The organism is Clostridium sp. Marseille-Q7071 (genome assembly GCF_965112025.1).
This window is the reverse complement of sequence record NZ_CBCOPR010000001.1, coordinates 4,250,579-4,267,337: the sequence shown is the minus strand read 5'-3', so window position 1 is coordinate 4,267,337 and position 16,759 is coordinate 4,250,579. Positions and strand designations below refer to the sequence as shown.

13 protein-coding genes are annotated in these 16,759 nt (G+C 32.3%); all 13 read left to right on the top strand.

All coding sequences use genetic code 11. The annotated features are described in order from the left end of the window. Positions 1-353 precede the first annotated feature (353 nt). Positions 354-683, top strand: a complete 330-nt coding sequence (locus ACWPW7_RS20280; RefSeq protein ID WP_454055005.1) for a winged helix-turn-helix transcriptional regulator — start codon at positions 354-356, stop codon at positions 681-683. A gap of 880 nt (positions 684-1,563) precedes the next feature. Next, positions 1,564-2,328 (top strand): MerR family transcriptional regulator, encoded by a 765-nt coding sequence (locus ACWPW7_RS20275; protein WP_454055553.1) that lies wholly within the window; start codon positions 1,564-1,566, stop codon positions 2,326-2,328. Positions 2,329-2,389: 61 nt separating this feature from the next. Then, positions 2,390-3,121 carry an ABC transporter ATP-binding protein gene (locus ACWPW7_RS20270; RefSeq protein WP_454055004.1) on the top strand — a complete coding sequence of 244 codons (732 nt, stop codon included), beginning with the start codon at positions 2,390-2,392 and terminating at the stop codon, positions 3,119-3,121. Further along, on the top strand, positions 3,108-3,851 hold the full coding sequence (locus ACWPW7_RS20265) for an ABC transporter permease (protein ID WP_454055003.1): 744 nt from the start codon (positions 3,108-3,110) through the stop codon (positions 3,849-3,851). Before ACWPW7_RS20270 ends, ACWPW7_RS20265 begins: the two co-directional genes overlap by 14 nt. A 239-nt stretch (positions 3,852-4,090) precedes the next feature. Continuing rightward, entirely contained in the window at positions 4,091-4,660 is a 570-nt protein-coding gene (locus ACWPW7_RS20260; RefSeq protein WP_454055002.1) for a TetR/AcrR family transcriptional regulator C-terminal domain-containing protein, read from the top strand. Between the two features lie 303 nt (positions 4,661-4,963). Beyond that, positions 4,964-6,757 carry an oleate hydratase gene (locus ACWPW7_RS20255; protein ID WP_454055001.1) on the top strand — a complete coding sequence of 598 codons (1,794 nt, stop codon included), beginning with the start codon at positions 4,964-4,966 and terminating at the stop codon, positions 6,755-6,757. Between the two features lie 139 nt (positions 6,758-6,896). Continuing rightward, positions 6,897-9,008 carry a hypothetical protein gene (locus tag ACWPW7_RS20250; RefSeq protein ID WP_454055000.1) on the top strand — a complete coding sequence of 704 codons (2,112 nt, stop codon included), beginning with the start codon at positions 6,897-6,899 and terminating at the stop codon, positions 9,006-9,008. Continuing rightward, positions 9,005-10,240, top strand: a complete 1,236-nt coding sequence (locus ACWPW7_RS20245) for a hypothetical protein (protein ID WP_454054999.1) — start codon at positions 9,005-9,007, stop codon at positions 10,238-10,240. The genes ACWPW7_RS20250 and ACWPW7_RS20245 overlap by 4 nt, the downstream gene beginning before the upstream one ends. 14 nt (positions 10,241-10,254) lie before the next feature. Further along, positions 10,255-12,198 (top strand): vWA domain-containing protein, encoded by a 1,944-nt coding sequence (locus ACWPW7_RS20240; protein WP_454054998.1) that lies wholly within the window; start codon positions 10,255-10,257, stop codon positions 12,196-12,198. Positions 12,199-12,998: 800 nt separating this feature from the next. Continuing rightward, positions 12,999-13,163: a hypothetical protein gene (locus tag ACWPW7_RS20235; RefSeq protein ID WP_454054997.1), complete on the top strand. Its 165-nt coding sequence runs from the start codon at positions 12,999-13,001 to the stop codon at positions 13,161-13,163. 7 nt (positions 13,164-13,170) lie between these two features. Then, positions 13,171-14,085, top strand: coding sequence for a hypothetical protein (locus ACWPW7_RS20230; RefSeq protein WP_454054996.1), 915 nt, complete (start codon positions 13,171-13,173; stop codon positions 14,083-14,085). A 616-nt stretch (positions 14,086-14,701) separates the two neighbouring features. Next, complete coding sequence (locus ACWPW7_RS20225; RefSeq protein ID WP_454054995.1) at positions 14,702-15,826, top strand: radical SAM protein; 1,125 nt, start codon at positions 14,702-14,704, stop codon at positions 15,824-15,826. A gap of 113 nt (positions 15,827-15,939) precedes the next feature. Then, positions 15,940-16,542, top strand: a complete 603-nt coding sequence (locus ACWPW7_RS20220) for a class I SAM-dependent methyltransferase (RefSeq protein ID WP_454054994.1) — start codon at positions 15,940-15,942, stop codon at positions 16,540-16,542. Positions 16,543-16,759: the final 217 nt, after the last annotated feature.

Here is a 16,759-nt window from a genome sequence, read left to right as displayed (position 1 = left end):
CGATAGAAGAACTAAATAAAGAATAATTATTCTCTCTTTTATCCAATTAATAAAAAAAATACCAGATGTATTGCCCACAAATCCTAAAGCAGAGGAAATAATACATGATGTAAAACTGCTCATTAGTAATCCGAATAATATCGGTGTATATTTTTTTATTAAATTTTTCATAGTACCAACATTTATTTCAGTATGCAGCAATAACAATGAATAAATTACAAGCGCTTGAGTTTACAAATGAGTTACTGTAAAATTATCATAGTATAGTTACTTTCTTTTTACAAGAAGGCACTTTTCGGTTCAATACTAACCAAATAGTAAGTATTTAATAAAGATGAATTGGAGGAAGCATAATGCCATGTGATAAATCATGTCCGATTGAATATACTGTAAATTTGATAGGGCATAAATGGAAAGTCCTAATAATAAGAAATCTGCTTAATAACGGAACACAAAGATTCTCTGAACTAAGTAAAGGAATTAGTGGAATAAGCCAGAAGATGTTAACGCAGCAGCTTAAACAGTTGGAGTCAGACGGAATAGTTGATAGAAAGGTCTATCCGGAAGTACCACCGAGGGTAGAATACTCACTGACCGAACTTGGACACTCATTGAAACCAATCTTGGATTCTATGAACACATGGGGTGTTGCACACATTAAACAAAGTAGTATTAAACAATAAAAACCAATTTTAGTAAACTTTCAAAATTTCACTCTCTAAGGAGTTATTATCTTTTTAAACATAGTTATTTAGAGAGATATCCTACAACATACTGCGAATATCTTTATCTGCATCAAATCATACTATTAATAATAACCTATAGAACGCTCGGAATTTGAGCCACCTTGAGGATGAATCAAGCTCTTGATTCATCAATATTAAATAACTTACTTCCGTAGGAGGGCACACCTCCCCTAACGATTTGACGCTACATTTTTACAATGAGGCAGTAATCAAGGTTATATCTAGGAGAGGGCTTGTGAAAGCTCTCTAGATATCTTCAAGGTATACTGTAAAGTTGCTGTTGAAAGTATAAATATAAGAGTCCAGAAATTTATTTGCATCCTCGATGTTATCAATACCATAAAGAAGGAATTCAACGGGAAGACGAATTTGTAATGTCCACCATAAATGTTTAAAGCGCCTTCTAGTCTATAGATAGAGTGCATCTATAGTTGTATCTCTAATTTATTAAGACATCTGTCGAATTAAGTGTTATTTGGGGTTACCCACTCTAGGATTTCTTCGATAGTTAAATAACAACAGAAGAAAACAGAAAAAATGCAAGAAGATGCAAGGAATTGACTATATAAGTATTTATCATTATTCTCAAAAAATATAACTTTTAAAATTACAACCACTAGCTTCAGCAATTTACTGAAGTCTTTTTCTGATGTTAGCTGTAAAGTAGCTGAAAGATGGATAGATGAACTGCTTTTGTTTGAGAAAGATGATTTATAAACAGGGTTTGTTGATTTACCACTATTAATAATAAACTATACACTAAAACACCAGACTTTAAATATTCATTATGATAGAGATAAATGGAGGTAAGGATGCTATGAAAAATGGATATAAGACAGCACAAGTAGCAAAGATAATAGGTATACACCCTAATACTGTGAGATTGTATGAAAAACTAGAATTGATACCTAAACCTCAAAGATTATCCAATGGATATCGGGTTTTCTCAGAGTTTCATATTACGCAATTTAAGCTGGCTAGGACAGCACTTAAAGTTGAGGTGTTGCAAAGTGGTCTTAGGAAAAATATGATTAATATTATTAAATTATCTGCCCAAGGTGAATTCCAAAAGGCAATTGTATGTACTAATAGCTATATAGATCAAGTTAAAATAGAACAGAAAAATGCAGAAGAGTCTATAGAAATTACAAAAAAATTACTCTCTGGTATACAGGAGAAAGAAGATGACGTAGCTTTCACAAGAAAACAAACTGCAGAACATTTGAATATTACCATAGATACGTTAAGAAATTGGGAGATGAATGGATTATTTTCTGTAAAAAGAAAACAAAATGGATATCGGGTATACACTAAAAACGATATTCAATTATTGAAGATAATACGTTCTTTACGCCTTGCAAATTATTCTCTTGCGGCAATTTTGCGCATGGTAAATGCACTATCCAATAATTCAGAAATCGATATACGGGAAGTTATTGATACCCCAAAAGCTGATGAAGATATTGTAACAGTATGTGATGAGCTTCTTACTTCACTAAGTAACGCGGAGTTAAATGCAAATTGTGTTTTAAGTCAGCTAAAATCCATGCAAGAAAAATTTAATATAAATCCTACATTATAACACCAGACTTTATTCTGGTGTTATTCTTTTTTATGTATTAAAAATAGGAGGTTTTTTAAACATGGAAACAGTTAAAATTCATGCCTTATGTAAATCATATGGGAGTATACAAGCTGTAAATAAGGTTAGCATATCCGTTAAAAATGGAGAAGTATTTGGATTACTTGGTGCTAATGGGGCAGGGAAAAGTACTATCATTGAATGTGTTTTAGGTACGAAGAAATTTGATAGCGGCTCAATTTCTATTTTAGGAATGAATCCACAAACGCAGAGAAAAGAATTATATCAGAGAGTTGGAATCCAATTTCAAGAATCAAACTATCAAGACAAACTAACAGTAGAAGAACTTTGCGAAGTTACACAAGCTCTTTACAAACAGCCAGTAAGTTATGAGAAATTGTTAAAACAGTTTGGCCTTTCAAATAAATGTAAAAGCCAAGTGAGTGAGCTCTCAGGTGGTCAAAAGCAGCGACTATTTATTATACTCGCTTTAATTCCTAACCCAGAAGTTGTGTTTTTAGATGAACTAACTACAGGACTTGACACTAGAGCAAGGAGAGAGGTATGGAAAGGACTTTTAGATTTAAAAAAGAAAGGACTTACTATCTTTTTAACTTCGCATTTTATGGATGAGGTAGAAGTATTGTGTAATAGGATTTGTATTCTTAAAAAAGGGGAAAGCATTTTCTATGGAACAGTACAGGAAGCAATTGCAGGAAGTCCATATGAAAAATTTGAGGAAGCATATTTATGGTATATAGGCGAGGGGGAAGAGGATAATGAAAGCATTTAAAACAATGTTGAAAACAGAACTGAAATTGTCCCTGCGAGGGATGGACATGTTTATTTTTGCAATTTGCATGCCAGTAGTGGTAACAATCCTTATCGGTATTATCTACGGAGATAAATCAGCATTTGATGGTGCGGGATACACTTTTTTAGAACAATCATTTGGAGCTATTACTACAATTGCAATATGTGCAGGTGGCGTCATGGGATTACCGCTGGTAGTATCTGACTATCGTCATAAAAAAATTCTAAAGAGGTTTAAAGTAACACCTATAAGCCCTGCTGTGATTTTAACAGTTCAGGTAGTAATTTATGCATTTTACGCCATTGCTTCACTTATACTTGTTTATGCTATTGCAGCAATTTTCTTTGGCTTTAGATTAAATGGTTCTTGGATCCAGTTTTTAGCTTCTTATTTCTTAGTGATGGGCTCTATATTTAGTATAGGGCTTATGGTAGGAGGAATTGCTCCAAATTTAAAGACAGCAAGTGTTATGGCAAGTATGTTATATTTTCCCATGTTGATTTTTTCAGGGGCAACGCTGCCCTATGAAGTTATGCCAACAGCGCTTCAAAAGTGTTCTAATATACTACCATTGACGCAAGGAATAAAGCTTTTAAAAGCAACTTCACTTGGTTTAGCTGTAGATAATATAATGATGCCAAGCATTGTGATGATTGCTCTTATGGTAATATGCACCGGTATAGCTATTCGATTTTTCAGATGGGAATAATGGTGAATATTCAATTGTCAAAAGCGATATACTAATAAACTATATTACATGTCACTGATATGGTGAACTGTACAATAATAATAACTAATTTTAAATTTAACTCACAATATTATATGTGATTGTGTTGACGGATTAGATAACGCTATTTTAAAGAGTTGAGAGTTATGATGAATTATTTAAAAATAGCTTACCCTATGGTATAATTTTGAGTATAAATAAAGCATTAAGGGGGTGGCGATTTGGCACAGCAATATACCAAAAAAATGATTCGTGAGGTATTTATAAAGATGCTGAATGAGCGTCCACTTAACAAGATCACAGTTAAGGATATTGCTACAGAATGTGAGATCAACAGAAATACTTTTTATTATTACTACACAGATGTATATGCACTTTTGTCAGAAATCTTCCAAACAGAACTTCAGACAGTCATTGATGAATATAATGATACACTCTCCTGGGAGGAGAGTTTTACTGTGGCTGCTAAATTTGCTTTAGAAAACAGAAGAGCAGTTTATCATGTATATAATTCCATGCAGAGAGAAGAGTTAGTGAACTATATATTCAATGTATCAGGAAATGTTATGATTCGGTATGTTGAAAGAGTAAGTGATGGTATCTCAGCTTCTTTGGAAGATAGAAAACTAATTGCTTCCTTCTATCAGTGTGCCCTCACTGAAATGGTACTACGCTGGATTGCTTCTGGAATGAAGGAAGACCCTGATACTATCATCAGACGAATTGGGTACCTCTTCGATGGAAATATTGAGTTATCCCTTAAGCGAAGTGCTGGTTTAAATGATGTTTAGCAAAAATAAATATGAAATTTCTTTTATATCAGACATTTTGACCTAAATGCCTAAAAAATAGATAAACAAACTGCGGTGTTCGAATTTCGAACACCGCAGTTTGTTTATCTAATGAAAAGGACACAAAAAGACTATATCATAGACTTATAGAAAGCTTACAGATAATAAGTATCCACAAAATTAAATGAGGACTTATTATTATGACACCATATTGGCATACTAGTAGAGTGAATATAGAAGGACTCTAAATATGATAGTAGTATTTAGAAAACTATAAAAAAATTAAGAAAGAGGTAGATAATAATGAAATTAAAAACACATGATGATAGACTTACTCTTACAAATGGAAGTTACCATGCTTTAGTAAATGCAAGAAAGCCGAAAGGAATTGAAGATAAAAAAGCTTATTTAATTGGTACTGGAATTGGAGCTTTAGCTGCTGGTTGCTTTCTAATTCGTGATGCTCACATGGATGGCAGTAAGATTACTTTCTTAGAGCAATTAGACATTCCAGGCGGATCTTTAGACGGTCAAGTTCGTCAGAATATGGGTTATGTAGCACGTGGCGGACGTGAAATGGGTCACCATTTTGAGGTTTTATGGAGCTTATTTAGTTCATTACCATCTACAGAAGATCCTAATATGAGTGTTTTAGATCATTTTTATTATACAAACTACGATGATCCAAACTTTAGCAATTGTCGTATTACTAAAAATCAAGGTGAGCGCTATGACAATGGAAAATTCAATTTGGGTCAAGACTTAGCAAAAGAATTAGCTGCTTTTGTAAATATGCCAGATGAAGAACTTGAAGATAAAGCTATTGAAGATATTTTTTCTGAAGAGCTTTTAAACACTGATTTCTGGACATATTGGAGAACAATGTTCGCTTTTGAAAACTGGCATAGTGCTTTAGAGATGAAATTATATATGAATCGTTTCATTCACCATGTTGACGGATTGCCAAATCTTTCTGCACTACAATTTTCAAGACATGATCAATACACTTCATTTGTAAAACCTATGGTTAAATATTTAGAAGACCATGGTGCTAAATTCGAATATGGAGTTACTGTTGATAACGTTGAATTCTCAATTTCAAATGATAAAAAGGTTGCAAAGAAAATAGTTGCAACAGATAAAACTGGAAAAGATATATCTATTGATTTAACAGAAAACGACTTAGTGTTTATCACTAATGGTTCTATGACTGAAAGTTCAGGATATGGTGATGACAATACTCCTGCACCATTTAATAGAGAGCCAGAAGGATGCTGGAAGTTATGGAGAAATATAGCAGCTCAATCAGATGAATTTGGAAGACCTGATAAATTCTGTACACATACAGAAAAATCTAATTGGGAATCTTGTACAGTAACTTGTCATGATGAACGTGTTCCTGAGTACATTGAAAAAATCACAAAACGTTCACCATATGGCGGACGTACTGTAACAGGAGGAATAGTTTCAGCTCTTGACTCTTCATGGCTGATGAGTTGGACGATAAACCGTCAAGAACAATATTATGGACAGCCTGAAAAAGACGTTGTTGTTTGGGTATATGGTTTATTCTCTGATGTTCCAGGAGATTATATTAAGAAACCTATGAGAGATTGTACTGGTAAGGAAATCACAAAAGAATGGTTATATCATATAGGCGTTCCTACAGATGAAATTGAAGAATTAGCAGGATCATGTACTGCAGTTCCTGTTATGATGCCATTTATTACATCTATGTTTATGCCTCGTGCAGCTGGAGATCGTCCATATGTTGTACCAAAGAATGGAGTAAACTTTGCTTTCCTTGGACAATTTGCTGAAACATTAGATGATCCAGGCCGTGATACTGTATTTACTATAGAATATTCAGGACGTACAGCTATGGAAGCAGTATATGTTTTAACTGGAGTTGAAAAAGGAGTTCCTGAGGTATTTGGTTCAAGATATGACATCCGCTATTTATTAAGCGCAGGTGTATGTTTATTAGATGGAGAAAAACCAAAACTTGATTTACCACCAATGGCTAAACGTAAAGTTTTAAAACAAGTAGCAGGAACAGACGTTGAAAAATTATTAAAAGAATATGGAATTATTTAATGACATTTACAGTTAGATAATTTGATTGAAATCCCGAATTTTAAAAAAATCGGGATTTTAATTTATATATAGTTATTATTTATATGGCTGCTTGGTATATTAATAATATAATAGAATATCATACGAAGGAGGAACTTCTGTGAAAGAAAAAACAGATCTTAAGCAAGGTTATATTCCTAATATAGGAGAAATGCAAAGCTGGTATGAAGATGATTTACGAAAAGAAGCTCTAAAATCATCGGAATACGAAAATAATAAAAAAATAGAAGAGCAAGGGACGTTTTTTAAAGCTTTTCGAAGACTTGAAGAAAGGGATTATGAAATTCCTCTAGATTCTAAAAGAAACAATGTTTATTACGAAAAATATAAAACTTATGTGGAAGAAGAAACGGAAAACAAGGGCAAAAAGATACAAGAAATTGAAAATTCAATTGAATATGAAAAGTTTTTTCTTCGTTGGGAAAGAAGGGTCAACAGCGAGAGTAATAATTATAGTCATTATGGCAGTAATTCAGCTACAAGATATCGAGTTGATTGCATAAAAAAATTGGAAAAAGAGTTAGAGACAATTCTAGAAAATTCTCCAGAAGCATGGGAATTTTATCATAAACGTCAATTGACAAGTGATATAGAAACCCAACATCAGCAGCGTTTGGTAACTGTACCTTATGTAGTTGAAGCAAAACAAAAAGTAATAGATTCGTTGAATTTAGGTGTTCCTGTGTATATTGTAGGACATTTGGGAAGTGGAAAAACACAATTAGCAACTGAAGCAGCCTTAGATTTTACTATTCAAAATAGAATACAAATAGAATTAGAAGATAAGATGGAGGATTGGTTTTCTAGAAATCCAAATGCCACAGAAAGTGATGCTATTGAAAAATTTGGAGAATTTAATGAAGAAAGAAAACTACACTATAAAAATATTTTAACTAATGGAAGTAAAGAGGAAATAGAATCGCTGCAGCCACTATTTATATCTGGCTCCCACAATTTAACTTATGAAGATATGTTTGTAGAGAAAACTTTGTCTCTCAAACACAGTTTCTCCCAAGGATCTTTTGCGGATTATCTGAACATGATTATAGGAGATTTTTATGAGTGGATGGATGAGCACAGAACTAGACTAGAGAAGATGACTGATGAAGAACAGTTACAACTTAAGATTCAAATATGGAAAAGTTTTTCTGATTTATTGGTAGCAAGTAATAGTGCTTTTGGTACTGAAATCAAAAAAATAGAAAGAGAAATTTTGATTGCAGTAAAAGAAGGCCGCCCTGTAATCGTAGACGAATTAAATACAATTGCTATGCAAAACTTAATTGCTTTAAATGATATTCTGCAGCGTCATGCAGGGAATACAGCTTATATCACAGGAGTTGGTCCTGTTTTGATTAAGTCTGGATTTGGATTTATTGGTACAGGAAACCTGTCAAGTCAAATGGTCAATTATGAAGGAACCAATGAGCTAAATCCAGCATTTAAATCCCGTTTCGTAACCATTGAATATAATTATGTACCTCAAAAGACAATTGGTTCTTTAGAAGATCAAGAGTTCCCAGAAAGAAATGAACTTTTTAGAGTGATAATAGCGCGATTAGCTGATAAAAATGGAAATATCCATCTTCCTAATTCCAAAAGAACATTAGAAGAATTGTTTAGATTTTCTCAATTGTGCAGAGTTACTCAAAATGTTTTTATGGGTAAATGGAAAGATGACGAAGCTCAAAAAGATTGCGGAATGGATGAACTAGAGCTAAGGGAGTCTGTATTATCAATTCGTAATATTTTGCACGTTTTAAATAATTGGAATGGAGGAGAAGAAAAAGACCTAAGCAAAGCTTTGTGGGATGGCTTTATTAGTTCAATCACTTATCCTGATGACCAAAACTATATTCTCTCACAAGCAGTACGTTTTGGATTTTTTCCTATGGGAGAAGGATGGAAGGTTGAGTCAAAAGGTATAGGAGAAGCAACCACAACATATGATGAAATTCGTACTCGTCCATATAACTATGTCCGACCATTAACAGAAACTTTAAGCTATTTAGATGTAGTTCATCTGATATTTGGGAAAGGAACTCCGAGAAAAACTTTACCAAAAGGACTAAAAGAAACTTTTGAAGCTGCTATTGATGATTCATCGCGAATTGATGCGGCAGAGTATCAAAAGCTAGACCAACAATTATCTCACTTAGAGCATTCAAAAGATTTACTTGAATACTTAGAAGGTAATGGAGAAGAAAAATGAAAATAAATTTGTCGGTAGAGGTCAAGGATTTTAGGAGCCAAGTTAAAGAGCTAAGAGAAAAGCTGAATGAATGCCAAAGAAATGGAATTTTAGATGATGGTTTTAAAGAGCAATTAAACAAACTTTTAAAAATAGAAGAAGAGTTATTGACTGATTTAATTCCCTATTATCGAGTTTATGCAAATGATATTAAGAAGACTTCAATGAGGATAAATCCGATAAAACAATTGGGGGCTTTTAGTTTTGAGAGTTTTTTACAAACTACATTGAGGATTAATAAAAGCCTTTTCATTACAAGTAGTATGGATAGAAAAGTTCAATTTTTTTATATAGATGTTGTGGATGATTTTTCTGATCATAATCAAATTGAAGGAGAATGGAGCCCTCCTATTAAAGAAATAAAAGAGACAATTTCCTTTATGTGCAAATTAAATGATAAAGAAATTTTGCTCTTGGGAGTAAGAGGAGGATGCTATCTAATTTCAAGTGATAATTTTGATAAGCTGCCTAATATTAATGGAGAGGTTAAAGTTCAAAGGGTTCAAATAGATCATGATTTCAATGGGTTTGGAAGATGTTTATCAATTAGAAATGGTTTATTTGTGGTGGAAAATGGAGATGAAAAGTTAAATTTATTTGAAATAATAAAAGAAAATGATGAATATGGTTTGCTTTTTCATAAAGATATATATTGCACTATTCCAAATTGGACTGTACTAGAAAAAATAAATGACGATTATTTTGTAGTTGGAACAAAGACGGGAGAATTATATTTTATTAAATATGAGAACAAACAATTTACTATTACAGAAAAAATTGATTTTCTAAATGATGAAATAAGGCAAATTAGATGTTTAGAGGATGAAAATGGTAATAAGAATTCCATTATAGTGGCAGGCAATAAAGGTCAGCTTAAGATATTTCCTTTATATGAAGACTCAAAAAATATAAAAATAGAATTGAATGATTTAAAAGGTAATTTGTTTGATGTTCAATCTAAAAGTGGCACAGCTATAGTTTTAAGTGAAGATGGAATCATATACTTACTTGAAGAGAATTTTGGAAATTGGTATCTAAATAAAGATGCAACGATTAAGGATATATTTTTTACTAATGTCCTTAAATTAGATGTTTCAAAATATCTGCTGATGGATATAGAAGGTAAATTAAATCTGCTACACATTGATCGAATTGATACACCAAAAGACTTGTGGAATCTGCCGCTGTATTAATAGGAGGAATGAGTATGTTTAACTTTGATGAACAAACACTAATTGAAGAATCTAAAAAACATTGCGAAGAGTTTTTGCAAAAAGAACAACGCTCATTAGCCACATTTACAGGAGATTCTAGTTTGATGTATATTCCTGATTCAAAACTACAAAGATTTTTATTAAATCCTTCCAAAGGAGTTTTGTACTTACCCTTGGAAAGTTTTCTAGATAGAGAGTTAGATGATAATCAAATCATGTGGCATATCTACTATGAGCTAGCTTTATATCCTGATTGGAAAAAACAAACTAAAAAATATTTGAATAGAAAAAAAGATTGGCAGAAAGAAACTGATCACATGACAAGTTATATTATGGCTAGGATAAAAAAAGAAGGATTGGAAAATGACCCCGCATATAAGCCTAAAATTATTTCTAATTATGTAAGAAAAGAAATTTTTGATTTGTTACATCTACTGGATAAACAGACATCATTTTTAAGAGTTTTGCAGATGTGTCCTATATATAGGGATGAAGAAAACTTCAAAAAGATTGTCTCATATATGAAAAAAACAGGTAAGACCATTGAGTCAATTTCTCAAATGCCTAGGCATAGAGCTTTTGCAAATAGCTTTTTTATTATTGAATTATATAAAATAGAGCCTAAAATTGAAGAATGTGCTGAAAATCCATTTGATAGAAAAATTTTCAATCAGCCTTTTTTTGATTTTATTCATTATCAATTAATTAGACAGATAAATAATGATCAAGGAATTAGAGAGAGAGATCCATTCATTCGTTCCTTCATCTATCCAACTTTTGAACAATTATGGAAACAAGAAATTGATGAAATGATGTTTTATAAATCAAAAGGACAGAAAGAAGAGCAGGTTAAAGAAAGTGAAAATCCTTTTGAACAGTCAAAGGCAGATGAGATGCCAGATTCACTAGAATCTACTCAAGAAGAAGTAGAAAAGATTTTAGAAGAAATGATGGATCAACAAGATCAAATAAGTGAGAGTATACAAAATGCCATGCAAGGCAAGGTAGATTTAGAGACCTATGGGATTAGCCAATCAGATCAAGAATTGTTTGAATTTTATTCAAATAAAATGAAATTAGAAAGAGAACAAATGCGCCAATTTTGGAAAAAGTTAATAGGGGACGCAAAAAAAGAAGTAAGTGTAAAAAAAGATGGTCAAATAAAGGGAAAACTAGATGTGGATAGTTTTATTAACTTTTATCCAGATTTTGTAGAAGCTGAAAAAAAGGGAAATTATAAAAATCTTCCAATTTTCAATAGATACTTACTAGAGACTCGAGCAGATATATTGCCTGAAAGAATAGAGATTTCCTTTGTGATAGATAATTCAGGATCAATGAATCCGTCAAAAATTGAGGCAGCTAGAAAAGCTTTGGCAGTGACCTTGCTGTCTATAGATGATTTTAATAGATATTTGAAAAGTAATGCAGAGCAATTGAATCAGAAAGTAGAAGTTTTAAGCGAAACTTGGTTTTTTGGCAGTAAGTATTATAATGTTAAAGAATTTAATGATAAAAATGTGAGTGAAAAAGAGAAAAGCGATATAATTCGCTCAATCGTAAAGCTAAATGCAACAGATGGGGCAACAGATGATGCAAGCTGCCTTAGGGAAATATCTAATAAAATTACGCCCATACAGGAAAGTGAACTTAAAAAAGGGAAACAAATAAAGATAGTCTTTGAAGTTACAGATGGTGCATCAAGTTTTCCAGGATCATCAAAAGAAGCTGTACAAGAATTATTATCTAAAAATGTTGAAGTCTATGCTTTTCAGATAGGAAAAAATAGCGAAACAAATGAAAAAATCTTTAACTTCGTATGGAATGAAGGATATAAACAACCACATGGAGTAATGATTGGTGAACAAGTAGAAAAACTACCAAAAGAACTGATAAAGGCAGTAAGAAAAAATATGCAGTCTATTTTTAATAATTAGTTGGGTAAGGGGAAAATCCAACCCGCATTTTAATCCATCAATTTCTATGAGATAATATCTCCTAAGATTGCTCTTTTGGTCCGGTCAAGGGTAAAATAAACTCGATACGTTCGCCTTTGACAGAACCAAAAGCAATCTTTCTATGTAGTTACAAATTCATAGGAATCTTTACTCTCAGAATCTTCTAATTCTAGTTTTCTTTTCTCCCTATATTCCATATATAGTGCAATGTCTGGTTTAGGAACACATAGCGAAGAAGTACCATCTAAAGAAGACTCATTAATGCCTTTAGTAATGACATAAGATGTATTAATCTGGTGTTTACAGAAGTCAATTGATTTTTAATAATATTAATAGCGTGTGCTATACATCAAGATAAGAAGAAAATAAATTTTTAGAATTAAGTTTAATTAGAGATAGTTTTTTAATGCGTCGTAGACGCTCTTTTTATTTGATAAAATCACCTAAATCTATTGTAAGAAGATGATTTGGATGTTATAGTTGATATGGAATATTATCTATATTTGGAATAAGTTTCAAGTAACCTTGCAAACTATGTTTTTGATACAAGGAAATCAGAAAGTGTAACGTCAGGCTGGGTAGGTTGTGCCGATATAGATGTGGATATGTATAAGTCTTTAGGCTTTACTATATCTTTGGACAATCTTTTAACTTGTGATACAAGCGTATAGTACAAGCAAAATATTATTTATAGGGCGTGAAAGACATATTTTTTCGTGTTTTTTGCTTTTTGAGATAAATTAAGTTAACAAAAATAATTTATATTATGAGGTGAAACTATGAAAAAGACAAGATTCTTTATGTTTGCTGTCGCATTAATCATGCTGTCAGCATTGGTTACTTGTTCAGACAGCGCCGCGCTGGTTGATACAGCCACGCATTCAGAAATTTGCAGAGATATCAACGGGGCAGATTTATCTGTATGGAGAGCAGCATGGTGTTGAAAAAATATTGGAAAAAGAATTAGAGCTGTGGCATGAATACTACCATAACGAGAATATGCGACATTTATTTGTTGAAGATTCATACTATTCTGCAGAGTTTTTAAACTTGTGGATGCAGTCGGATAGCGACGATATTCTGGAGGAATTATATAAGGATTGGGAAGGTACAGCGTCATACACCCCTTATACTAAGGAATTTTATAAGAAAATAAAAAGCGAGTGCCCCGAAACTATTTTCCACGGTACGGATGTGGGTCACCAGTACCATACTACTGGACAACGATTTTTGAAGTATCTTGAAGAAAATAATTTGGAAAGCTCCGAGCAATATTTATTGGCACAAGAAGCGATTGAGCAAGGCAAGTATTTTTACGAACATTCTGATGATGTATATCGCGAAAACAAGATGGTAGAAAACTTTATCCGCGAATTTGACAAACTAAAGGGTGAGAACATTATGGGGATTTACGGCGGAGCTCATACGGATTTTGGTGCTATGGACTATATGACTAAATCTATTCCTTGTATGGCAAACCAACTAAAGGAACGTTACGGCGACGCCATTTATTCGGAGGACTTAGCTTGGCTAGCGAAAGACATTGAACCGTTCAGAGTGGATAAAATCACAGTCAACAAAAAAGATTACGAGGCGTCTTATTTCGGAAAACAAGATTTGACAGGATTCAAAGATTACGCATGTCGGGAATTTTGGCGCTTGGAAAATGCTTATGACGATTTCAAGGATAAGAAGAAAACGGGCAATGTACTGCCTTATGACAATTATCCGATGCTTATAGAAACAGGGCAAGTTTTTGTTATAGACTATACAAAAACAGACGGTTCTGTAGAAAGAGTATACTACCGTTCCAACGGGGATGTCTGGAATGGTCGGCCGTCAACGGAAGAGTTTACGATGAAATAAGCTATCAAATTTATTCATAGAAAAAATTGCAGTAGATTATAAATATATTGAAGAAGAATAAATGGATTTTCCAATATGAAATTTTCTTATTATTAACATAGAAAATAAAGGCACTGAGATATAAAAATCTTGGTGCTTTTGTTATAAGATATTTACTTTTATTTCAACCCTCCTGTGCGAAATTCTCCCATCTTCTAAAGTGAGAGATGGATATAGGATTCCAAAATCCACAGTTTAACTTATACATTTAAAATTTTGGAACCTAAAATAGTGATGCATGCTCGTGAGCACTTAAAAATCAATGCTTTATTTTGCATGGAAATATTTTTAAGGTTCGCGAATAAGTTAAAATTCGAGCTTGTATCCCTATAAAAGTAACTGATCCATCTGTTTTAATAAATATTGATTATATAGGAATAAAAATGATATAATTGGGTTCAACAATGACACTCTCCTTTTGGATAGTCTTACGTTGTAAGTGAACTCAATTATACCAAAAAAGGGAGGCATTATTTTTTTGTGTAAAAAACTCTGCAACCCTTGAGATATAAAGAGAAAATCTAAAAAATAGTGTAAAAAATTTTACACTAACGGATTAATTAGAGGAGGATACATTATGAAAATTTCAAAGAGTGATGCGTTGATATGGTTTGATTTTTTTGCCCAATTGCCTGAGGATGAAGGGCTTAGTGTAAAACATGAGGAAATCATTTATGCTACCTTAGCACAAATTGAGGCAGTCATCGATCATAGAAATGATAAATTAATGTCAGAAATTAAAGGTTTAAAGACTTTAGAAAATAGAACTTTTTTTGTCGGAAATGAAAATAAATTCTCAAAGGGATGTCGTTCTTGCCTTTTAGGGACTGGATTAAGTGCAATTAGAAAAACAAACAAATGTAACTTAGAGTGTAAGTTCTGTTATAATTATGGACAACTAGAAGATATTCCTCCTATTGGAGAAGGTATGTGGGAAATTGGGGGAAGTAAATTTTATGAGAAGGATATTGATTTGCTTCTTTCCATTCACCAGAAACCTACAGGTATTTCCTACGTTTATTTAGAGCCATTCATGGAAATTGAAAAATACTATTCGGTTATAAAGAAATTTAGTGATGCAGGAATTCATCAACATCTATACACCAACGGAACTTTAGCTACAGAAGAGACATTGAAAGCATTGGGTGAAGCTGGTCTTGATGAGATACGTTTTAACCTTGGTGCTTCTAATTGTTCAGATAAAGTTATTGAGAATATTGGAATTGCGAAAAAATATATTAAAAATGTGGGTGTTGAAACTCCAATGACTCCTGAGTTTTTCGAAACATTCTTTAAGAAAAAGCAAGCTATTTTAGATACAAAACTGGATTTTATCAATTGTGCAGAATTACATTTAAATGAGAACAACATAGACAACTATTCTGAGGATAACATGTATATTTCAAGACAGGGCTACATATCTCCAATTTGGAGTAGGGAATTAACTTTTAAATTCATGAAAATAGCTGATGAAGAAAACTGGAATTTAGCAGTTCATGATTGCTCAAACTATACAAAATTTGCTAGAGGTTTAAATTTAAGCAGCAAAGAGGGTAGATGGTTCGGAGCTAATGATTATGCATGTGAGTTTTCTAGGATTCCATATGAAGCATTCTTTCCAATACTAAATGATGATAATTTTCAATTCTTAAGTGAAGAAGAATTGCCTGACGACTATAAACCAGTATTAATAGATTATTAGAGTGTCTTATCAATTATGAATGCTGCATTGCTGCTTGGGTGTATATGCTAAAGTCCTTGAATAGATAATAAAAATGGGATTAGCTTTTATTAAAGCAGATTGGAGAGGTAATTATGGGAAATACTGATAAGTTTGAAATGATAGCTAATAGATATGACACTTCTGAAAGAATCCAAATTGCTAAGGTATCATCAGATGCCATTGGCGAATATTTAGTTGACACCAAAAGTAAGAAGGCTATTGATTTTGGGTGTGGAACTGGGCTTGTAGGAATGAACTTGTTAAATGATTTTAATTCTATGCTTTTTCTGGATACATCACAAAACATGATTAATCAAGTAAATCAAAAGATTTCTCAGTTCAATATTAAGAATGTAGAGACCTTATGCTTTGATTTTGAAAAGGAAGGTCAATGGGATTTACATACTGACTATATTTTTATGGCTCAGGTTCTACTCCATATTAATGATGTTGAATTAGTTCTATCAAGATTATATGATGTTCTAAATCCAGGAGGACATTTACTAATCGTAGATTTTAATAAAAATGAAGAAATAGTTTCAGATATGGTTCATAACGGATTTGATCAAGTAAAGCTAACTGATATTATGACTAAAATTGGGTACAGGGATATTAAATCCAAAACTTTTTATACTGGAAATAAAATATTTATGGGTCATGATGCATCTATGTTTATTCTTGATTCTCAAAAATAAATTCTAAGATAGAAATTTCTAATCCTGCTGATAGAATTGAAATTATTGAGATAAAATTGAAAAGTGGAAAATCATAATATATTTACTTTGAATTATTGTATAAGTATTGATTTAACAAAAAGAGACCTATGTCTACAAGGCTTTATCTTGTTCTGTCAATATCATGTAAATATTGAAGTGTGTTTTATGTTCCCTCAAACTAAGGTTTGGGGGAATT